We start from the raw sequence: 20,096 nt of genomic DNA, 5'->3' as shown, positions 1-20,096 counted from the left end.
CTGCTGCAGCTTTGTCCCGGAAATGCCAGTATGAGCAGGTTCTGTCCGTTAGGGAACCAGCAGCACCTTCCCCGTGGTCTTCCGGCCTTCCAGGTCGGCGTGTGCACGGGACGCGTCGGCCAGCGGATAGGTCTGTCCGATCCGCACGTCCAGCTTGCCGGCCAGGACCGCGTCAAACAGTTCGCGGGCCCGCCACTGGCGTTCTTCGGGTGTAAGCAGGTAATGCGCAATCGTGGGCCGGGTCAGGAACAGGGAACCGGAGGAGTTCAGGCGCTGGATGTCGAAGGGCGGGACCTGCCCGGAGGCAGCCCCGAAGAGCACCATCATGCCCCGCGTGCGCAGGCACGCGAGCGAGCCGTCGAAGGTGGCCTGCCCGACGCCGTCGTACACCACGTCCACGCCCTGTCCGCCGGTGAGGGCACGCACCTGTCCGGTGAAACCGTCATAGCGCAGCACATGGTCGGCACCCGCGCCGCGGGCCAGCTGCTCTTTTTCCTCGGTCGACACGGTGGTGATCACCGTCGCGCCCTTGGCCTTGAGCAGCTGGATCAGCAGCAGTCCGACGCCGCCGGCACCGGCGTGCACCAGCACCGTCTGTCCTTCCTGTACGGGGAAGGTGGAGTTGCACAGGTAATGCGCGGTAATACCCTGGAGCAGCACTGCGGCCGCGGTGTCGTCCCGGATACCGGCAGGCACCGGCAGCGCCACCTCTGCATCCATCAGCATGTACTCGGCGTAGGCACCGCCGCCCTCCGCGGTGGCTACCCGGTCACCCTCCCGGAAGCCCGATTCAAGCCCGGCGGACACCACCGTTCCGGCGGCTTCGGAACCGGGTATGAAGGGATATGACATCGGATAAACGCCGCCGCGCTGATAGGTATCGATGAAGTTCACGCCCGCTGCCGCTACCTTTACCAGGATCTCGCGGGGTCCGGGCTGGGGAAGGTCAACGTCTTCATAGCGCAGGATTTCCGGTCCGCCGGACTGCGGGACGACAATGGCTTTATGCATGGCATGGCCTCTTCTGCTTCGCTGTTACGTGCCGGGCGATGCGGCGCTGCCCGATGTGGTTCCTATCATACGGTTTGCATACTTATTGGAGACAGTGCATAAATGTGCTGTATGGTGGGGGCATGACGATTTCCGTAGCAGTCTCGGGCGCCAGCGGCTATGCCGGGGGCGAAGTGCTGCGCCTGCTGGCCGGCCACCCGGAGGTGTCCATCGGTGCCATTACGGCCCACAGCAACGCGGGCAGCCGGCTGGGGGAGCTGCAGCCGCACCTGCATTCCCTTGCTGACCGGGTCCTGGCGGACACCACTGTCGAGACGCTGGCGGGACACGACGTCGTTTTCCTCGCCCTGCCGCACGGTGCCAGCGCGGGGATCGCCGCCCAGCTGGATCCGGGCACCCTGGTGATCGACGCCGGTGCCGACCACCGGCTCGAGGATCCCCTCGCGTGGGAAAAGTTCTACGGTTCTCCGCACGCCGGCACCTGGCCCTACGGGCTGCCCGAGCTGCCCGGGCACCGCGACCGGCTCAAGGGTGCCCGAAGGATTGCCGTCCCGGGCTGCTACCCCACAAGCTCCCTGCTCGCACTGACACCCGGCTTTGCCGCCGGACTGCTGGAGCCGCAGGACATCGTCATCGTGTCCGCGTCCGGCACCTCGGGCGCCGGCAAGGCCGCGAAACCGCACCTGCTGGGCTCGGAAGTCCTGGGCGGGATGAGTCCCTACGGTGTGGGCGGCAGCCACCGGCACACCCCCGAAATCGAGCAGGGGCTGTCCGCCGCCGCCGGAGAGCCCGTGGCCGTGTCCTTCACGCCCACGCTTGCTCCCATGGCCCGCGGCATCCTTACCACCGCCACCGCGAAGGTCCGCCCCGGCGTCGATCCTGCGGCTCTGCGCACAGCGTGGGAACAGGCATACGCTTCGGAACATTTCGTCCGGGTGCTGCCGGAAGGCCAATGGCCCGCCACCAAGATGGTGGTCGGCTCCAACTACGCAGTGATGCAGCTGGCGTACGACGCCCATGCCAACCGGGTGATTGTCAGCTGCGTAATCGACAACCTCAACAAGGGAACTGCCGGCGGCGCCGTGCAGTCCATGAACATTGCCCTCGGCCTGGATGAAACCGCGGGACTGACACAGCAGGGGGTGGCACCGTAATGAGCGCCGAATCAACAACCGGTTCGACTACCGGTGCCGCAATCACCGGCATCACCGCCCCGGCGGGCTTCCGTGCCGCCGGCGTGGCCGCGGGCCTGAAGGATTCCGGGGGACGCGACGTTGCCCTGGTGGTCAACGACGGTCCGTCCAAGGCCGCAGCCGCCGTCTTCACCCGCAACCGGGTGGCAGCCGCTCCGGTGCACTGGTCCCGGCAGGCGGTGTCCGACGGACGGGCCGACGTCGTCATCCTGAACTCCGGCGGCGCCAACGCCTGCACCGGCACTGAAGGATTCCAGAACACCCACACCACCGCCGAACAGACCGCAGAACTCCTGGGGCTCAGCGCCGCCGACGTGCTCGTCTGCTCCACCGGCCTGATCGGTGCCCAGCTGCCCATGGACAAGTTGCTGTCCGGTGTCCGGGCAGCCGTCGACGTGCTGTCCGACGACGCCGGTGCCGACGCGGCGCATGCCATCATGACCACCGATACCGTGCCCAAGCAGGCGGTCTTCACCGGCACGGACAGTGCGGGCCGGACCTACCGCATCGGCGGCATGGCCAAGGGAGCCGGAATGCTCGCGCCCGGACTCGCCACAATGCTCGTGGTCCTGACGACCGACGCGGACCTCCCGGCACCCGCCCTGGACTCGGCGCTGCGGGCCGCAACCGCGGTGACGTTCGACCGGACCGATTCGGACGGCTGCATGTCCACGAACGACACCGTGATCCTGATGGCCTCCGCTGCCTCAGGTGCCGCACCCGAGGCAGCGGATTTCGCCGACGGGCTCACGGAGGTCTGCCTCTCGCTCGCGCAGCAGCTCATCACCGATGCCGAGGGCGCCAGCCACGACATCGCCATCACCACGGTTAATGCCGCCACTGTGGCCGACGCGGAAACGGCTGCCCGCGCCGTCGCCCGTTCCAATCTGTTCAAGACCGCTATCTTCGGCAACGATCCGAACTGGGGCCGGGTGCTGTCTGCTGTCGGCACCACTGATGCAGCTTTTGAACCGGACCGGATCGACGTCACCATCAACGGGGTTCAGGTCTGCCGTAACGGCGGCATCGGAGACCCCCGGGAGAACGTGGACCTGGCACCGCGTGCGGTCAGCGTGGAAATCGACCTGCACGCGGGTACGGAAAGCGCCACCATCTGGACGAACGATCTCACCACGGATTACGTCCATGAGAACTCTGCGTACAGCAGCTGACCGGGGGACAGGCATGATCACACCAGCAGCGGCCGGCGAACGGCTGCGGGCACAGGACAAAGCGGCAACGCTGATCGAAGCGCTGCCCTGGATCCAGCGCTTCGCGGGCACCACCATGGTCATCAAGTACGGCGGCAATGCCATGGTTAACGATGACCTTCGGCGGGCCTTTGCCGAGGACATCGTGTTCCTCCACCACGCCGGCGTGCACCCGGTGGTGGTCCACGGCGGCGGCCCGCAGATCAGCGCCATGCTGGACCGGCTCGGTATTGCCTCCGAATTCCGCGGCGGGCTGCGGGTGACTACTCCCGAGGCGATGGACGCCGTGCGCATGGTCCTGACCGGCCAGGTGGGCCGCGAGCTCGTAGGCCTCGTTAACGCGCACGGTCCCTACGCCGTCGGACTGTCCGGCGAGGACGGCGGGCTGCTGGAGGCTGTACGGACCGGCGTCGTGGTGGACGGAGAGGAACTGGACCTCGGCCTGGTCGGGGAAGTGGTGGGGGTCAACCCCGGGGCGATCCTGGACATCATTGCCGCCGGACGGATTCCGGTGATCAGCACGGTGGCACCGGAGGTGGACGCCGACGGCGGCCCCACCGGCCAGGTGCTCAACGTCAACGCCGATACGGCAGCTTCTGCCCTGGCCGTAGCCCTGGGCGCGTCGCGGCTGGTAGTGCTCACGGACGTGGAGGGCCTCTACGGAGATTGGCCGGACAAGTCCTCGCTGATCTCCTCCCTGACCGCCGGGGAACTGCGGGCCATGCTGCCCGGCCTCGAAGCGGGCATGATCCCCAAGATGCAGGCATGCCTCGCCGCCGTCGACGGCGGTGTGGACCGCGCCGCAGTGGTTGACGGCCGGATGGCGCACTCCATGCTGCTGGAAATCTTCACCGAAGCCGGAATCGGCACCCAGGTAGTACCGGAGGACAAAGATGCATAACCCGGATACCCAGGGCGCAAGGCCCGGAACGGCAGCCCAAGGCGCGCAGGAGGAATGGCTGAACCGCTACGGCGCCTCCCTGATGGGCGTCTTCGGTGCTCCGCAGCGGGTGCTTGTCCGCGGCAGCGGCTGCTATGTGGAAGATGCCGACGGGAAGCAGTACCTCGACCTGCTGGGCGGCATTGCCGTCAACTCCCTGGGCCACGCCCATCCGGCACTCGTGGCGGCGGTGTCCGATCAGCTTGCCACCCTCGGCCACGTGTCCAACTTCTTCACCAGCCTTCCGCAGGTGGAGCTGGCCGAACGGCTGCTGGCGCTTGCCGACGCTCCGCAGGGTTCGAAGGTCTTCTTTGCGAACTCCGGTGCCGAAGCCAACGAGGCCGCCTTTAAGCTGGCCCGGCGGAACTCCGACCCCGCTGCCGGACGCACCCGCATCCTGGCGCTCGAAGGAGCCTTCCACGGCAGGACCATGGGAGCGCTGGCCCTCACGGCCAAACCCGCCTACCGGGAACCTTTCGAACCGTTGCCCGGGGGAGTGGAGCACCTTCCGTTCGGCGACATCGACGCGCTGCTGGCCGCAGTAGATGAGACCGTAGCCGCCGTTTTCCTGGAACCGATCCAGGGCGAGGCAGGAGTGCGGATGCTCCCTGAGGGCTACCTGCAGGCCGCCCGAGAGGCCACCCGGGCCGCAGGCGCGCTGCTGGTCATTGACGAGGTGCAGACCGGCATCGGCCGTACGGGCAAGTGGTTCGCCTCCGAAGGCGTCCTTCCGGATGCCATGACCCTGGCCAAGGGACTCGGCGGCGGCTTCCCCGTCGGCGCCATGATCACCTTCGGTGAGCGGACCTCCGGGCTGCTGGCCGCCGGCATGCACGGCACCACGTTCGGCGGGAATCCCGTCGCGGCCGCGGCAGCCCTGGCTACCCTGTCCGTGCTGGAATCCGTGCTGGCCAATGTGCGCGCCACCGGGGACTACCTGCGCCGGGAACTGGCAGCTCTGGACTTCGTGGCCGAGGTGCGCGGGGAGGGCCTCCTCATCGGCATCGACCTGGTCGACGACGTCGCTCCCGCCGTGGTCGCGGCCGCATTGGAGGCGGGGTACATCATCAACAGCACCGGTGCGGCGACGCTGCGGCTGGCCCCGCCGCTGATCCTCGCTCAGGAGCAGGCCGGCACCTTCCTGGACGCGCTGCCGGGCATCCTGCGTGCGGCCCGGGCACGCGTCGCCGACGCGGGTGCCGCGTCCTCCGCCCCCGCCGCTCCGACCGCCCCAGACTCTGTAGCCGGTGCCACCGGCACAATCATTGAAGGAAAACCATGACCCGTCATTTCCTGGTCGACACCGACCTCACGCAGGCGGAACAGGCCGAAGTCCTGGATCTGGCCGATGCGCTCAAGAAGGACCGCTACAAACACCAGCCGTTCGCCGGTGAATCCACCGGCCGCAAGACCGTTGCCGTTATCTTCGACAAGACCTCTACCCGGACCCGGGTGTCTTTTGCGGCCGGCATCTCCGATCTGGGCGGCGTACCCCTGATCATCGGCGCGGGGGAGTCTCAGCTGGGCCACAAGGAGAGCGTTGCGGACACCACCAAGGTGCTCGAACGCATGGTTTCCACTATCGTCTGGCGGACCTACGCACAGGCCGGCCTGGAGGAAATGGCCGCCAACTCCTCGGTTCCGGTCATCAACGCTCTGTCGGACGACTACCACCCGTGTCAGCTCCTTGCGGACCTGATGACCATCCGCGAGCACAAGGGCAGGCTCGCCGGCCTCACGCTGGCCTACCTGGGTGACTGCGCCAATAACATGGCCAACTCCTACCTGCTCGCCGGTGTGACAGCCGGAATGCACGTCCGGGTGGCCGGTCCGCTGGGCTACCTGCCTGATCCCCGGATTGTCGACGCCGCGGCTGCCCGTGCCGAAGAAACCGGCGGCTCTGTCACGATCACCACCGACGCCGCCGAAGCGGTGGCCGGAGCCGACGTCGTCGCCACCGATACCTGGGTATCCATGGGACAGGAAGCCGAAAAGGCCGCCCGGCAGGAGCTGTTCCGCAGCTACACCGTGGACGCCGCCGCCATGGCACAGGCGGCGGAAGACGCCGTCGTGCTCCATTGCCTGCCCGCCTACCGCGGCTACGAAATTTCCGCCGACGTGCTTGACGGACCGCAGTCGGTGGTCTGGGACGAAGCGGAGAACCGGCTGCATGCGCAGAAGGCCCTGATGGTCTGGCTTATGGCGCACTCCGGCCTCACTGGAATTCCGGAGGCACGGGCATGACCATGCCGGCAACGAAGACGGCGCGCCAGGCGCGCATCCGCACCCTGCTGACGGGGCTTTCCATCCGTTCCCAGGCCGAGCTCGCAGCACTGCTGGCCGACGACGGCGTGCAGGTCACGCAGGCGACGCTCTCCCGCGACCTGGTGGAACTCGGAGCCGTGCGCATGCGCGGCAAAGACGGTGCCCTGGTGTATGCCGTTCCGTCCGAGGGCGGGGAACGGGCGCCCAAGTCCGGCGTCACCCAGGAAGTGCTGGATGCACGGCTGGCGCGGCTCTGCGGGGAACTGCTGGTTACCGCGGAGGCGTCTGCGAATATCGTGGTGCTGCGGACTCCGCCCGGAGCCGCGAACTTCCTGGCACTGGCCATCGACCATTCCGTGCTGCCGTCCGTACTGGGCACCATCGCCGGCGACGACACGGTGATGATGGTGACCCGGGACCCTGAGGGCGGCCCTGACCTCGCGGCCCGCTTCCTGCGGATCGCAGACGAAGCCAGCAACAACGGCTCCGCACCCGAAAGCCGGATCCTGTAACCAGGTTCCGGCCCGCTGAACCAAAACCCAAGACTTTCATCCTGAACCAACCAGCGGCCCTCGTATGGGCCGCAACCAATGTAAGAGGAGCGAAATCCGTGAGCGAACGTATTGTTCTGGCCTATTCCGGTGGCCTGGATACGTCAGTAGCCATCGGCTGGATTGCCGAGGCAACCGGCGCTGAAGTTATTGCCGTTGCCGTGGACGTAGGACAGGGCGGCGAGTCCCTGGAGACCGTCCGCCAGCGGGCCCTGGACTGCGGCGCCGTGGAAGCCTACGTGGCCGACGCCCGCGAGGAATTCGCAACCGAGTACTGCATGCCTGCGCTGAAGGCCAACGCCCTCTACATGGATGCCTACCCGCTGGTGTCCGCACTCTCGCGTCCGGTTATCGTGAAGCACCTGGTGGCTGCTGCCCGCCAGTTCGGTGCCACCACCGTCTCCCACGGCTGCACCGGCAAGGGCAATGACCAGGTGCGCTTCGAGGTCGGCATCCAGACCCTGGGCCCGGACCTGAAGTGCATCGCCCCGGTCCGCGACCTTGCCCTGACCCGAGACAAGGCCATCGCCTTTGCCGAGGAGAAGAACCTGCCGATCGTCACCACCAAGAAGAACCCCTTCTCCATCGACGCCAACGTCTGGGGTCGTGCCGTGGAGACGGGCTTCCTCGAAGACATCTGGAACGGCCCCACCCCGGACGTGTACGAGTACACCTCCGATCCGGCGTCGGCTTCCGCCCCGGATGAAGTCATCATCACGTTCAAGGAAGGCGTTCCGGTCGCCATTGACGGCAAGCCGGTCACCCCGCTGCAGGCCATCGAGGAAATGAACCGCCGCGCCGGCGCCCAGGGCATCGGCCGGATCGACATTGTCGAAGACCGCCTCGTGGGCATCAAGAGCCGCGAAATCTACGAAGCCCCCGGAGCCATGGCACTGATGGCTGCGCACCGCGAGCTGGAAAACGTCACCGTGGAGCGCGAGCAGGCACGGTTCAAGAAGACGGTCGGCCAGCGCTGGACCGAGCTGGTCTATGACGGCCAGTGGTTCTCCCCGCTGAAGCAGTCCCTGGACGCCTTCATCGGCGACACCCAGCAGTACGTCTCCGGCGACATCCGCATGACCCTCGACGCCGGCCGCCCGGTGGTTACGGGACGCCGCTCCGAGTCATCGCTGTATGACTTCAACCTGGCCACCTACGACACCGGCGACAGCTTTGACCAGTCCATGGCCCGCGGCTTCATCGAGCTGTTCGGGATGTCCTCCAAGGTGGCCTCCGGCCGCGACCAGCGCCTAGCAGAAGGTAAGTAAGCACATGACAGACGGCAAGTCGCCAGAAGAAGCAGCGGGTACCGGGACCTCCGGTTCAACCGTCCAAGGTGCCCTGTGGGGCGGCCGGTTCGCCGGCGGTCCAGCAGACGCCCTTGCCGAGCTGAGCAAATCCACCCACTTCGACTGGCGGCTTGCCGGCTACGACATTGCCGGCTCGCGTGCCCACGCACGCGTGCTGCACAAGGCCGGCCTGCTCGACGACGGCGAGTTGGAGGGGATGCTTGCGGCCCTGGACCAGCTCGACGCCGATGTGAAGTCGGGTGCCTACGTGCCCGCGGCGTCCGACGAGGACGTGCACGGGTCGCTGGAACGCGGCCTGATCGAACGGGCCGGCACCCAGCTGGGTGGAAAGCTTAGGGCCGGCCGGTCCCGCAATGACCAGATCGCCACGTTGGGCCGGATGTACCTGCGGGACCACGCCCGCATCATCGGTGCCGGCGTGGTGTCGGTCATCGATGCCCTGGTGGGCCAGGCACAGGCACATCTCGGGGTGGCGATGCCCGGGCGTACCCACCTGCAGCATGCGCAGCCCATCCTGCTCAGCCATCACCTGCTCGCGCATGCCTGGTCCCTGCTGCGCGATGTGCAGCGGCTTGCCGACTGGGATAAGCGTGCGGCAGTTTCTCCCTACGGTTCCGGTGCCCTGGCCGGCTCCTCGCTGGGCCTTGACCCGAATGCCGTGGCTGCTGACCTGGGGTTCGATTCCGCGGTGTGGAACTCCATTGACGGAACGGCTTCCCGAGATGTCTACGCCGAGTTCTCCTGGGTCGCCGCCATGATCGGCGTCGACCTGTCCCGGGTCAGTGAAGAGATCATCATCTGGGCCACGAAGGAGTTCTCCTTCATCACGCTCGACGACGCGTACTCCACCGGGTCCTCGATCATGCCGCAGAAGAAGAACCCCGATGTTGCCGAACTCGCCCGCGGCAAGGCCGGGCGGCTGATCGGCGACCTTGCCGGGCTGCTGGCCACGCTCAAGGGCCTGCCTCTGGCCTACAACCGTGACCTGCAGGAAGACAAGGAACCGGTCTTCGATGCTGCCGACACCCTCGAGGTATTGCTTCCGGCGGTGTCCGGGATGATCGCGACCCTGAAGTTCAACACCGAGCGGATGCAGTCGCTGGCACCGCAGGGCTTTGCCCTGGCCACCGACATTGCCGAGTGGCTGGTCCGCCAGGGGGTGCCTTTCCGCGAAGCGCATGAACTCTCCGGTGCGGCTGTGCAGCTGGCCGAGGGGCGCGGCGTCGAACTCTGGGACCTGAGCGACGAAGACTATGCCGGAATCTCACCGCACCTGACGCCCGAGGTGCGCACCGTGCTCAGCACCGAAGGCTCGCTGGACAGCCGCAGCTCCCAGGGCGGTACTGCCCGGGCCGCTGTCGAGCTGCAGTTGGCGGAGCTGATCCGCCGGATCGGCGAGGTGCGCGGCTACGTAGGCTGAACCTGCGCGACCTGAAATGGACCCCGATGGAGTACACCTCCTCGGGGTCCGTTTCTTTTTCGCTTCCGGGATGCGGGCTGCCCGGCACCGAAGGGCGGAGACATCGGCACGCGGTTACGCTGGGCACCATGAGCGATTCCTTTCGGGTCCGGCTGCGTGCCCTCCCGGACTTTCCCGAGGACCTGCCCGATTTCGATCCGGCTGCTGGGCCGCAGGACCCAGCGGAGCTTTTCCGCCAGTGGCTTTCCGGCGCGCTGGCCGCCGGGGTGCGGCAGCCGCACGCGTTTTCCCTTGCTACCGCCGACGCTGACGGGCATGTCTCCTCCCGGATGCTCATCCTCAAGGACATTGACGACGACGGCGGCTGGCAGTTCGCCACGGCCCGCACCTCCCGCAAAGGCGGAGAACTGGCCGAGAACCCGAACGCTGCAATGAACTTCTACTGGCCGGAACTTGGCCGCCAGATTCGAGTGGCCGGAGCCGTAGTGGAGCTGTCCGCCGAAGCATCGGCAGCCGACTGGGATGCGCGACCAGCATCGGACGGACGCCCGAACCCGGCATGGCAGCTCTACGCACTGAAGCCGCGGGAGATCGAATTCTGGCAGGCACGTGCCGACCGGCATCACGTCCGGCACCGGATGGTCTTCTGAGTCTCCCGCAGGTCCAAGCAGGCATCCCGGGGACGGCTGGAGCACTCCATTCCGGCGTTAGAACTGCGGGGTCTCGCGGGGCGGGGTCTCATGGGGTGGGGGTTGCGCCCGGCGGCCAGGACGCTCCTGGCCAGTGACGCGCAGGCGGAGTTGAGGCATGGTCTGGTAGGTCCGGCCCAGCGGTGAGGTCCATTCCAGGATCCCGGTACTCGGTTCGGCGATGGATTGGTGTGCTTTCCAGTGGCCGAGAGTCTTGAACCGGTGATGCTTCCGGCACAAATGGGCGAGGTTCGTATGGTCGGTTGTTCCTCCCCTCGCCCAGGGCAGGGTGTGGTCGAGTTCGGTGGTGGTGTGTCCCGCCGCGGGAGTGTCGCAGCCGGGGAAGCGGCACGTTCCGTCGCGGGCCTGGAGCCAGCGGCGCAGGCCGGGCGGAATACGGCGGCGTTTCCCGACCCCGAGGATTTCCCCGCTGGCCCGGTCCTGCACGAGACCGGTGAGGTGGGAGGCATTCTCCGCCAGCCGCCGGGCGGTTTCGGCGCTGATGGGACCGTAGCCGTTGAGCTCTGCGGGCTGATCGTCCAGGCCCAGGAGGGTGTCGGCATTGACGAGGACCATGATCTCGGTCCGTGCACCCGCACCGGCGGCACCCGCAGCGGTACCCACACCCGCACCGTTACCGGTACCCGCACCGGGTGGCGTCGGTTCGCTGACCGGACGGTCGCGTCCCGCCGGTCTGCGATGCGGTGCCTTCGGTGCCTGCCCGTCCGGCGCTTCATGCACGGTACCCGGTGCGCCGGTCAGTAACGACGTCAGGATGTCCGCCCGGAGCTGGCCAACACTGCGGGGATCTCCGGCGGCCTGTTCGCCGCGGGCCGCGGTGGTCAGGGCGCCGTAGATCAGCTGCCCCTGCTCGGCAGCGAGGTAGGCGCCGAGTTCCGCCATCCCCTCGGGACGGGCTTCGAACCAGACTTTCCGCGCCTCCAGGGCTTTGCGGTGGCGGGGGATGAGGGTTTCAGGGTGCAGGCGTTCGCGCAGCCCTACCGCGGTCCGGGTGAACTGGGCGTCTGTGTGCCCAGGGGCGCGGGCGAGCAGGTCCGCCTCGAAACGGGATTGCTCGGCTCCGTCCAGGAACCGGCACTGGTCCAGGATGGTCGCGGCCTGCCGGCAGGACAGGGTCCCGGCCTCCAAAGCCGCGAGGGTAGCGGTGAAGCCGGTGCAGAGGTCCAAGGCGTCGGCCAGCAGCCGGGCGGCTGCCTGGTAGGAGAGGCACAACAGGGTCTGGACCTCGGTGGCGGTCAGGCTGAACACCTGCGAATGGTCCGTATGTGCTCCCGCCCCGGACGCTCCCGCACCCGGCTTCCCCGGGATGCTGCAGGCGTCCCGGACATGTTCGTGCAGACGGTGAAGGGTGCGGGCCTGCTGGGCGTACCGCCAGGCCTCCAGGGCGTGCAGGCGCTGCAGGACGGCCGCCGTGGCTTCCTCGTTCAGGCGGGCAGGGTTCCGCAGGGCCAGGGTGCCGGTGAACCCGTCCGGAAACCTGGTCCGGCGTTCCGGGCTGTCGGGCCGGGCATAAAACACCCCGGCAGTGCCCCCGCCTCCGACCCCGCCGCCGGTTTCATATCCGTGCTTTTCCATACCTCAAGGCTTTCAGCCCGCACCGACATTTCCGGACCGAAAACCTGCCAAATCACCCCGCAACCGGACCTCCCGGATACCCGTCTTTTTCCTCAAACTACCTACCAGCCCCTCCCAGCGGCGCCCCCGCCGAAGTTACCCTTGGAAGAACCCCAGGAGGACGCGCCATGACCGAGTCCAGCCCCCTTGAAACGCCGGTTCCCGCCGGAAGAATCGAGCGCCGCCCCGGCGGATACACCCTGATGTTTGAGCGCCGGTTCGATTTTCCCGCCGGGTACATCTGGGAAGTGTTGACCAACGGGGACAAGGTGGCCCAGTGGCTCGGCACGGTGACTCCCGGCTGGCAGCTCGGCAAGGAATACCGGCTGGACATGGGGAACGCGGAGGTCACCGGAACCGTGCTGCAGATGAGCCCCGGACTTAGCCTGCAGTTCACCTGGGAGGACCCGCTGGGGGACGAATCCGTCCTCGACTGGCAGGTGCTGGAAACCCCTGACGGTGCATTGCTGCAGTTCCGTACGCACGAGGAAAGTGCGGATTTCCTCACCGAAGGCGCCGCGGGGTGGCAGGGGATCCTGGACGCGTTCGACGACGTCGCCGCGGGCCGGGAACCTGCCCGCGCGTCCATGGACCAGTGGCGGGCCCTCCGCGACGCGTACGCCGAGGAATTCGGCGTCTCGCCCACGATGGGACAGGTGGATGAGGCTGGGATCGTCTTCGAACGCTGGTACGACGCACCCGCCGGCGAGGTCGGCCGCGCACTGGACCGGGCGACGTCGGAACTCGGCCTCGGTGCGGAGGCCTCCGTCGACGTCACGGACGACGACGGCGGCCGGACCCGCGTCGTCGTCCGGCAACCGCTGAGCAGCGGAAACCGCGACGCGGCGTCTGCCCGGCTCGCCGCGTGGCACCAGGCTCTGGACGCGGCCGGCGACCACGTTGCCGGAAACCCCTGGCATCCCAGTTCGCGGAGGCTGGCGGCACTGAAGGAGTTCTACGGAGCCTCTGCCGGGAGCAGCTGAGCAGCAGCGCGGAAAATCCCGCGAATGAACCTTGCTACCGTCGGAGTATGGCTTTTGCGAGTGAACGAGAACGTCTGGCCGTCCCGGCCACGCAGGCGGCACCCCAGCTGTTGGGTGCGGTCCTGACCCACGACGTCGACGGCGAACGCGTCAGTGTGCGGATCACCGAGGTGGAGGCCTACATGGGCGACGCCGATCCCGGCTCGCACGCGTTCCGGGGACAGACTGCACGAAACGCCACCATGTTCGGGCCGGCGGGACACCTCTACGTGTACTTCACCTACGGCATGCACTACTGCGCCAACATAGTCTGCGGAACGGAAGGCGATGCCACCGGGCTGCTGCTGCGAGCGGGCGAAATCGTCGAGGGCGCGGAGATTGCCGCCGTCCGGCGCGGGAATCCGCGCAATCCGCTGGACCTGGCACGAGGCCCGGCTCGCCTTGCCCAGGCCCTGGGCATTTCCCGGCCGCTGGACGGGGCGGATGTGTTCGCTCACCCCCTGCATCTGGCAATGCCTGCCGAACCGGTGAGCCGGGAACTCCTGTCAACCGGACCGCGAGTGGGAGTCAGCGGCCCCGGCGGTTCAGACGAATATCCGTGGCGGTACTGGCTCACCGGTGACCCGACTGTGTCCAAGTACCGTCCCGCCCAGCCGCGCAAGCAGCCGGCGTCCGCGGGAGCTACGGCCCTGCGGCCGTGAAACACAGAACGGCGTTCCGGATAACTGTTTCCCGGAACGCCGTTCTGCGAAGCTGCTACTAGGAGCGCGGAAGCGGAGCCTGCGCGGAAATGAGCTTCTTTTCCAGCAGCTCGTCCCAGAAGGCGCCCGGGATTTTTGCCTTCATCGCCGCGACATCCTCTGCGACGCGTCCGGGCCGGCTGGAGCCCGGGATGACCGCAGCCACAGCGGGGTGAGCGGCGGAGAACTGCAGGGCAGCTGCCTTCAGGCTCACATCGTGCCGAGAGGCCACCGAGGTCAGCTCAGTAATCCGTGCCTGAACCTGCGGAGGAATGTCCGCGTAGTCGAACTTGTCGCCGCCCAGCAGGGCACCGGAGTTGAAGGGACCGCCGACGACGATGCCCACCCCCTTTTCCTGCGCCATGGGCATCATGCGCTGCAGGGCACGCTCGTGCTGCAGCAGCGTGTACTGAGTGGCGGAGAGGCTCATGGTCGGAGCCGCTTCGTCCATGTCCATGGCCAGCTCGATGGGCTCGGTGGTGTTGACGCCGAGGCCCCAGCCGTTGATGACGCCTTCGTCCTGCAGGCGGGCGAGTACCCGGAACGCACCGGTCCGAGCCTCCTCGAACTTGGAGATCCACTCGTCACCCAGGAAGTCCCGGGACGTGTCGTGGATGAACACAAAGTCCAGACGGTCCGTCTTGAGCCGGTTCAGGCTCTCCTCGATGGACCGCAGAGTGGCGTCCGTGGTGTAATCCGTGGCGATCTTGTTCGAACGCCCGTGGGTGAAGAGGCCGGAGCCCTTTTCTTCTTCCTCATCCAGGATCAGCCGTCCCACTTTGGTGCTTAGCACGTACTCGTCGCGGTTGTGCTGGGAAAGGACCTCGCCCAGACGGGATTCCGCGAGGCCGGCGCCGTAGAAGGGAGCGGTGTCGAAGTAACGGATGCCTTCGCTCCATGCGGCTTCAACCGTTGCCAGCGCCTCATCCTGGGGAATGTCACGGAACATGTTTCCCAGCGGAGCTGTGCCGAATCCGATCTTGTTCTTGAGCACTTCGTGCAGGTTAGCCATATGTGTTGCAATCCTTGAACTGTTGGTGCGGTAAATTCCGGGCCCTGTCACAAGGGACCATGGACTGGGCAACCGGCACGGGTTGTCCTTTATTCCTCCGGCGGGTCCTCCGGCTGGTCCTCCACCGGCCGCATCGACGGTGCTGGAGAGTCGGCGAGACAAGTGCCACAGGAGCGCGCACGGCTCCGGCCAAACCGGGTGGAACGGGTAAGGTGGACGGGTGAAACATGCCCCGGCAGAACCGGATAACCACGAGTCCATTGAACAAACCATCGAACGCCTGGGCGCTGTAATCCCCGATTACCCCAAGCCCGGGATCGTTTTCCGGGATCTGACTCCAGTCTTTGCGGACGGGCCGGCCCTCCGGGGCGTAGTAGATGCCCTCATTGCCCCCTTTGAAGGGCAGTTCGATTTTGTGGCAGGCGTGGAAGCACGCGGCTTCCTGCTCGCGGCAGCCGCCGCCTACGCCTCCGGCAAGGGCGTCATCACCGTGCGCAAGCCCGGTAAGCTGCCCCGCGAAGTGTTCTCCGAGAGCTACTCCATGGAGTACGGCGACAGCACCCTGGAACTGCACCGCGACGACATGCCCGTCGGCTCGCGCGTCCTGATCCTTGACGACGTGCTGGCCACCGGTGGAACCCTCGGCGCGGCGGCGCGCCTGATCCGCAAGGCAGGTGCCGAAGTGGCCGGATTCGGCGTCGTGCTGGAACTGGGCGACCTCGGCGGCCGGGACCGCCTCGGCGACACCCCGGTTACCGCTCTGGTCGCCTACTAGGACCGTCCCCTCAATGAGGGGACACCGCCGGTACGACACGCGTTCCTCGCAGGCAGCAGCTGAGAGAGAAACCGCATACATTAGTGACCTGCAAAAGTCCAAATGCACTGTAAGATTGACGCTCTGCCTTTGCGAGAGGGAACTCGAACATGCCTGAAACACCTTCAGCTTCCAACGAGCTGGAACACGAGCGTCAGTACGTCGCCGGTCTGTACTCACGTCTTGATGAGCTGCGTGAGGAAAAGCGGGAACAGCTGGCCGCAATCCGGCGCAGCCATGCCTCCGGTTCCCACCAGAACCGCTCCGAGCGGGACGCCTTTGCCACCATGTACGAGGACCGCCTCGCGCAGCTGAATGCCGTCGACGACCGGCTCGTGTTCGGCCGCCTGGACCTCGACGACGGCGAAGAACGCTACATCGGCCGCATCGGCCTTTCGACGGCGGAGCTGCAGCGCCTGATGGTCGATTGGCGCGCGCCCGAAGCCGGCACCTTCTATCAGGCAACCGCTTTTGAGCGCCAGGGCGTACGACGCCGCCGGCACCTGATCCTGAAGGGCCGCGACGTGCAGGCCATCGAGGATGACGTGCTGGATTACTCCATGCTCGAGGACGAGGAGGCACTGCAGGGCGAAGGCGCGCTCCTGGCAGCATTGAACTCCAAGCGGACCGGGCAGATGTCCGACATCGTGGGCACCATCCAGGCCGAACAGGACCGCATCATCCGTGCTCCGCTGTCCGGCACCCTGGTGGTCCAGGGCGGTCCCGGTACGGGCAAGACCGCCGTGGCGCTGCACCGCGCCGCGTACCTGCTTTACACGCACCGGGAGCGGCTGAAGTCCGCAGGTGTGCTGCTGGTGGGGCCGTCCAATGCCTTCATCCGGTACATCGAACGGGTGCTGCCCTCCCTGGGCGAGACCGGCGTCGTAATGTCCAGCCTCGGACAGCTGATGCCCGGCATCACCGCAGCGCATGAAGAGGACCCGGCCGTCGCCGAGGTTAAGGGCCGGCTGTACATGGCCGACGTCGTCGCGCGTGCGGTTGCCAACCGGCAGCGCCTGCCGCGCGAGCCGCGGAAGCTGAACGTCGAGGGCACCATCCTTACGCTGACCCCCAAGCAGGTGCAGCGCGCCCGTGACAAGGCCCGTGCCACCGGCAAGCCCCACAACGAGGCGCGTGTCACCTTCGTCAAGATCCTGCTGCGCGAACTGACCGAGCAGCTGACCGAACAGCTCGAGGAATCGGCCGGTGCCGGCAACAGCACCGACCGGGCCTACCTCGCAGAGGACGTCCGCAGTGCCCGCGACGTGCGCGTGGCATTGAACCTGTGCTGGATGCCGCTGACCCCGGAAAAGCTCATCACCGAGCTGTTCAGCAAGCCGGGGCACCTTGAATCTGCCGCCCCGGACCTCACCGACGCGGAACTGGACCTGCTGCGCCGTAGCCCCGACGCGCCGTGGACCGAATCCGACGTGCCGCTGCTGGACGAAGCCGCCGAGCTCCTCGGCGAGCTTGACGCCTCCGCCGGCCGGGAGAACGCCCTCCGGGAAGAACAGCGCAAGCGCGACCTCGCCAATGCCGAAAGCGCCATTGCCAATACGGAAGGCTTCCTCGAGGATTCCGGCGCCCACGGCATCCTGTCTGCGGAAGACCTGGCAGACCACAACGCGGTGGGGGAGCAGCGCCTGACCGCCGCCGACCGTGCCGCCGTCGACCGCACCTGGGCCTTCGGGCACATCGTGGTCGATGAAGCGCAGGAACTCTCCGCCATGCAGTGGCGGCTGCTGATGCGCCGCTGCCCGCTGAAGTCCTTCACTGTGGTCGGCGACATTGCCCAGACCAGCTCGGCTGCCGGGGCAACGTCCTGGCAGGCAGCACTGGATCCGTTCGTGGGGGAGCGGTGGACGCTCGAAGAGCTCACCGTGAACTACCGCACCCCTGCGCAGATCGCCGAGGCCGCGGTACGCATGGCCAACGCTGCCGGTCTTGTGGTCTCCGCCCCGAAGGCCGTGCGCGAGGGGCGCTGGGCTCCGTTCATTGACGAGGTGCCCGAAGACGGTCTGATCCAGCGCCTGCTCCAGACCCTGCCCGAGGACCTGGACGCGCTCGACGGCGGTCTGCTCGCCGTCATCGCCGAGGACCACCGGCTTTCCGCGGTCCGCCGCGCACTGACCGAGGTGTACGGAGCCCGTGTGGGCTCCGGAGCCGGCGGCCTGGAGCAGGACATCGTGGTGACCTCGCCGCGGGAGGCGAAGGGCCTGGAGTTCGACGGCGTCGTCATCCTGGAACCGTCCGAACTGCTTACCGCAGCAGCGGGCAAGGTGGGGGATCTGTATGTCGCCATGACGCGCCCCACGCAGCGGCTGCGTCTGATTGCTGCAAGCGGGATCCCGGCAGGTATTCCCGAAGACTGATAATTTAGAAGGCGTGTCAGACAATATCGTGAACTCCGAGGGCCTCGACGCCCAGCAGAATGATTCCTCCTTTGCCAACATCTGGCAGGAACTCCAGTGGCGAGGCCTTGTGCACGTCTCCACCGATGAGGCGGAACTGGAAAAACTTCTGGCCGGGGGACCGATAACGTATTACTGCGGCTTCGACCCGACGGCACCGAGCCTGCACCTGGGCAACCTGGTGCAGCTGCTCACCATGCGGCGCCTGCAGCTTGCCGGCCACCGGCCACTCGCACTGGTCGGCGGTTCCACCGGGTTGGTCGGAGATCCGCGCCCGACGGCGGAACGCACCATGAATACCAAGGAAACCGTTGGCGAGTGGGTGGGGTACCTCCAGGGACAGGTGCAGCGCTTCCTTAGCTTCGAGGGTGACAACGCCGCCCGCATGGTGAACAACCTGGACTGGACAGCTCCGATGAGTGCCATCGATTTCCTGCGCGACGTCGGCAAGCACTTCCGGGTGGGCACGATGATCAAGAAGGAAATCGTTTCCTCGCGCCTGAACTCCGATGAAGGCATCAGCTACGCAGAGTTCAGCTACCAGGTCCTGCAGGGCATGGATTACCTGGAGCTCTTCCGCCAGTACAACTGCGTGCTCGAGACGGGCGGCTCCGACCAGTGGGGGAACCTCACCAGCGGCACCGAACTGGTGCGCAAGGTAGAGGGCAAGACGGTCCACGCGCTGGGCACCCCGCTGATCACCAACAGTGACGGCACCAAGTTCGGCAAGAGCGAAGGCAACGCAGTCTGGCTGGACGGCACCATGACCAGCCCGTACGCCATGTACCAGTTCTGGCTCAATACCTCCGATACCGATGTGGTCGACAGGCTCAAGGTCTTTACCTTCATGAGCCGGGCACGGATCGAAGAGCTGGCGCGTGCCGTGCAGGAAGCGCCGCACAAGCGGGAGGCACAGCGAGCCCTGGCCTACGACGTGACGTCACTGATCCACGGCACCGAGGCAACCGACAAGGCTATCGCCGCGTCCGCCGCACTGTTCGGGCAGGGGGAACTGGCTGAACTCGACGAAGCCACCTTGAAAGCCGCGACGGAACAGCTGCCGGCTGCCGTGGTGTCCCCGGATTCCCTGGGCATCATCGACCTGCTTGTAGCCTCGAAGCTTTCCAAGACCAAGTCTGAAGCACGCCGCACGGTGTCCGAGGGCGGTGCCTACGTGAACAACATCAAGGTCACGGACGCCGACGCAGTAGTGGATTCGAAGGACCTGCTACACGGCCGGTTCCTGGTACTCCGGCGTGGAAAGCGGAACCTTGCAAGCGTTGAGGTCTCCGCCGTATAGTTTTAATGCTTCCTTCGAGGGACTTCCACTGGGGACTTCCACTGGGGGACTTTCAGGGGAGCAAGGGGGGCCACTTCGGTGGAACCCCGCAGGACTTCGGACAGTCCCCGCCGGATAACGGCGGGGCTGCCGGCCCTGATGAAGGGGACGCGAGACTTGTGCGGCGGATCACTTCGAACCGGTTTGCAAGGACCGGAAGCGATGTGTAAAGTTACATGAGTCGCCGCGGCCGGGACGCTGGAAAAGCGCCCGAGCATGGCGGCAAACCCCAACAAAAAACAGAGTCCAACCAGTGCGCGCCCTTCGCGGGGCCGGCAGGAAAGACTCCGGTTGATGCTGGGTCCGGAACGGCGGAAAACGCTTTTCACGGGGTCCCGACGAGGGAAACCGCGAATTGCAAAAAACGCCGGAATGGAATAAGATATAAAACATTGCAGCGAAGAAGAAAAGGAAAACATTGTTTTCCCGAGTATTTTCGGATTGCGTCTGTTGTTTGAGAACTCAATAGTGTGCCAAGTTTATTGATACCAATTTATTTTGATTGGTTGAACAGGCCGTTTCCGCCCACCCCGTGGGTATGGGACGGTTTTTTTAGCCGGTTTCGAATTTAG

General features: G+C 66.4%; 17 protein-coding genes. 14 read left to right on the top strand and 3 right to left on the bottom strand.

Going from position 1 to position 20,096, the window contains the following annotated elements; all coding sequences use genetic code 11:
- Positions 1-48: 48 nt before the first annotated feature.
- A complete protein-coding gene (locus LOC56_RS15205) occupies positions 49-1,011 on the bottom strand; it encodes a quinone oxidoreductase family protein (protein ID WP_229953114.1) in 963 nt (320 codons plus the stop codon).
- Positions 1,012-1,133: 122 nt separating this feature from the next.
- On the opposite strand from LOC56_RS15205, the gene argC reads away from it, so the two are divergent.
- The 9 genes from argC (at position 1,134) to LOC56_RS15160 (ending at position 10,551) form a co-directional block, all read left to right on the top strand.
- Positions 1,134-2,165: an N-acetyl-gamma-glutamyl-phosphate reductase gene (gene argC / locus LOC56_RS15200; protein WP_229953113.1), complete on the top strand. Its 1,032-nt coding sequence runs from the start codon at positions 1,134-1,136 to the stop codon at positions 2,163-2,165.
- On the top strand, positions 2,165-3,376 hold the full coding sequence (gene argJ, locus LOC56_RS15195; protein WP_229953112.1) for a bifunctional glutamate N-acetyltransferase/amino-acid acetyltransferase ArgJ: 1,212 nt from the start codon (positions 2,165-2,167) through the stop codon (positions 3,374-3,376). Before argC ends, argJ begins: the two co-directional genes overlap by 1 nt.
- A 13-nt stretch (positions 3,377-3,389) precedes the next feature.
- On the top strand, positions 3,390-4,316 hold the full coding sequence (gene argB / locus LOC56_RS15190; RefSeq protein ID WP_229953111.1) for an acetylglutamate kinase: 927 nt from the start codon (positions 3,390-3,392) through the stop codon (positions 4,314-4,316).
- Positions 4,309-5,637, top strand: a complete 1,329-nt coding sequence (locus LOC56_RS15185; RefSeq protein WP_229953110.1) for an acetylornithine transaminase — start codon at positions 4,309-4,311, stop codon at positions 5,635-5,637. Before argB ends, LOC56_RS15185 begins: the two co-directional genes overlap by 8 nt.
- Positions 5,634-6,599: an ornithine carbamoyltransferase gene (gene argF / locus LOC56_RS15180; RefSeq protein ID WP_229953109.1), complete on the top strand. Its 966-nt coding sequence runs from the start codon at positions 5,634-5,636 to the stop codon at positions 6,597-6,599. The genes LOC56_RS15185 and argF overlap by 4 nt, the downstream gene beginning before the upstream one ends.
- Positions 6,596-7,132 (top strand): arginine repressor, encoded by a 537-nt coding sequence (locus LOC56_RS15175; RefSeq protein WP_227924562.1) that lies wholly within the window; start codon positions 6,596-6,598, stop codon positions 7,130-7,132. Before argF ends, LOC56_RS15175 begins: the two co-directional genes overlap by 4 nt.
- 98 nt (positions 7,133-7,230) lie before the next feature.
- Positions 7,231-8,439 carry an argininosuccinate synthase gene (locus tag LOC56_RS15170; protein WP_229953108.1) on the top strand — a complete coding sequence of 403 codons (1,209 nt, stop codon included), beginning with the start codon at positions 7,231-7,233 and terminating at the stop codon, positions 8,437-8,439.
- A 4-nt stretch (positions 8,440-8,443) separates the two neighbouring features.
- A complete protein-coding gene (gene argH, locus LOC56_RS15165; protein WP_229953107.1) occupies positions 8,444-9,901 on the top strand; it encodes an argininosuccinate lyase in 1,458 nt (485 codons plus the stop codon).
- A 128-nt stretch (positions 9,902-10,029) separates the two neighbouring features.
- Positions 10,030-10,551, top strand: a complete 522-nt coding sequence (locus LOC56_RS15160; protein WP_229953106.1) for a pyridoxine/pyridoxamine 5'-phosphate oxidase — start codon at positions 10,030-10,032, stop codon at positions 10,549-10,551.
- A gap of 57 nt (positions 10,552-10,608) precedes the next feature.
- Here LOC56_RS15160 and LOC56_RS15155 read toward each other — a convergent pair whose 3' ends face one another.
- Complete coding sequence (locus LOC56_RS15155) at positions 10,609-12,186, bottom strand: HNH endonuclease (protein WP_229953105.1); 1,578 nt, start codon at positions 12,184-12,186, stop codon at positions 10,609-10,611.
- Between the two features lie 167 nt (positions 12,187-12,353).
- On the opposite strand from LOC56_RS15155, the gene LOC56_RS15150 reads away from it, so the two are divergent.
- Complete coding sequence (locus tag LOC56_RS15150) at positions 12,354-13,208, top strand: SRPBCC domain-containing protein (RefSeq protein ID WP_229953104.1); 855 nt, start codon at positions 12,354-12,356, stop codon at positions 13,206-13,208.
- A 47-nt stretch (positions 13,209-13,255) separates the two neighbouring features.
- The gene (locus LOC56_RS15145) at positions 13,256-13,909 is read left to right on the top strand and encodes a DNA-3-methyladenine glycosylase (protein WP_229953103.1); all 654 of its coding nucleotides are present in this window, start codon (positions 13,256-13,258) and stop codon (positions 13,907-13,909) included.
- A gap of 58 nt (positions 13,910-13,967) precedes the next feature.
- Here LOC56_RS15145 and LOC56_RS15140 read toward each other — a convergent pair whose 3' ends face one another.
- Entirely contained in the window at positions 13,968-14,960 is a 993-nt protein-coding gene (locus tag LOC56_RS15140) for an aldo/keto reductase (RefSeq protein ID WP_229953102.1), read from the bottom strand.
- A 220-nt stretch (positions 14,961-15,180) separates the two neighbouring features.
- Here LOC56_RS15140 and LOC56_RS15135 point away from each other — a divergent pair, with 220 nt between their 5' ends.
- The 3 genes from LOC56_RS15135 to tyrS all read left to right on the top strand — a co-directional run bounded on the left by LOC56_RS15135 (position 15,181) and on the right by tyrS (position 19,485).
- A complete protein-coding gene (locus tag LOC56_RS15135; RefSeq protein WP_229953101.1) occupies positions 15,181-15,735 on the top strand; it encodes an adenine phosphoribosyltransferase in 555 nt (184 codons plus the stop codon).
- A 149-nt stretch (positions 15,736-15,884) separates the two neighbouring features.
- Positions 15,885-18,146, top strand: coding sequence for a HelD family protein (locus LOC56_RS15130; protein WP_229953100.1), 2,262 nt, complete (start codon positions 15,885-15,887; stop codon positions 18,144-18,146).
- A gap of 13 nt (positions 18,147-18,159) precedes the next feature.
- The gene (gene tyrS / locus LOC56_RS15125) at positions 18,160-19,485 is read left to right on the top strand and encodes a tyrosine--tRNA ligase (RefSeq protein WP_229953099.1); all 1,326 of its coding nucleotides are present in this window, start codon (positions 18,160-18,162) and stop codon (positions 19,483-19,485) included.
- Positions 19,486-20,096: the final 611 nt, after the last annotated feature.

Source organism: Arthrobacter sp. zg-Y179, assembly GCF_020907345.1.
Lineage (GTDB): Bacteria > Actinomycetota > Actinomycetes > Actinomycetales > Micrococcaceae > Arthrobacter_B > Arthrobacter_B jinronghuae.
This window is presented reverse-complemented; position numbering and strand designations above follow the sequence as displayed.

What these genes read in the sequence shown, in the direction of transcription:
- LOC56_RS15205 (WP_229953114.1), bottom strand. Translation starts at nt 1,011, where the DNA reads ATGCATAAAGCCATTGTCGTCCCGCAGTCCGGCGGACCGGAAATCCTG.
- argC (WP_229953113.1), top strand. Translation starts at nt 1,134, where the DNA reads ATGACGATTTCCGTAGCAGTCTCGGGCGCCAGCGGCTATGCCGGGGGC.
- argJ (WP_229953112.1), top strand. Translation starts at nt 2,165, where the DNA reads ATGAGCGCCGAATCAACAACCGGTTCGACTACCGGTGCCGCAATCACC.
- argB (WP_229953111.1), top strand. Translation starts at nt 3,390, where the DNA reads ATGATCACACCAGCAGCGGCCGGCGAACGGCTGCGGGCACAGGACAAA.
- LOC56_RS15185 (WP_229953110.1), top strand. Translation starts at nt 4,309, where the DNA reads ATGCATAACCCGGATACCCAGGGCGCAAGGCCCGGAACGGCAGCCCAA.
- argF (WP_229953109.1), top strand. Translation starts at nt 5,634, where the DNA reads ATGACCCGTCATTTCCTGGTCGACACCGACCTCACGCAGGCGGAACAG.
- LOC56_RS15175 (WP_227924562.1), top strand. Translation starts at nt 6,596, where the DNA reads ATGACCATGCCGGCAACGAAGACGGCGCGCCAGGCGCGCATCCGCACC.
- argH (WP_229953107.1), top strand. Translation starts at nt 8,444, where the DNA reads ATGACAGACGGCAAGTCGCCAGAAGAAGCAGCGGGTACCGGGACCTCC.
- LOC56_RS15160 (WP_229953106.1), top strand. Translation starts at nt 10,030, where the DNA reads ATGAGCGATTCCTTTCGGGTCCGGCTGCGTGCCCTCCCGGACTTTCCC.
- LOC56_RS15155 (WP_229953105.1), bottom strand. Translation starts at nt 12,186, where the DNA reads ATGGAAAAGCACGGATATGAAACCGGCGGCGGGGTCGGAGGCGGGGGC.
- LOC56_RS15150 (WP_229953104.1), top strand. Translation starts at nt 12,354, where the DNA reads ATGACCGAGTCCAGCCCCCTTGAAACGCCGGTTCCCGCCGGAAGAATC.
- LOC56_RS15145 (WP_229953103.1), top strand. Translation starts at nt 13,256, where the DNA reads ATGGCTTTTGCGAGTGAACGAGAACGTCTGGCCGTCCCGGCCACGCAG.
- LOC56_RS15140 (WP_229953102.1), bottom strand. Translation starts at nt 14,960, where the DNA reads ATGGCTAACCTGCACGAAGTGCTCAAGAACAAGATCGGATTCGGCACA.
- LOC56_RS15130 (WP_229953100.1), top strand. Translation starts at nt 15,885, where the DNA reads ATGCCTGAAACACCTTCAGCTTCCAACGAGCTGGAACACGAGCGTCAG.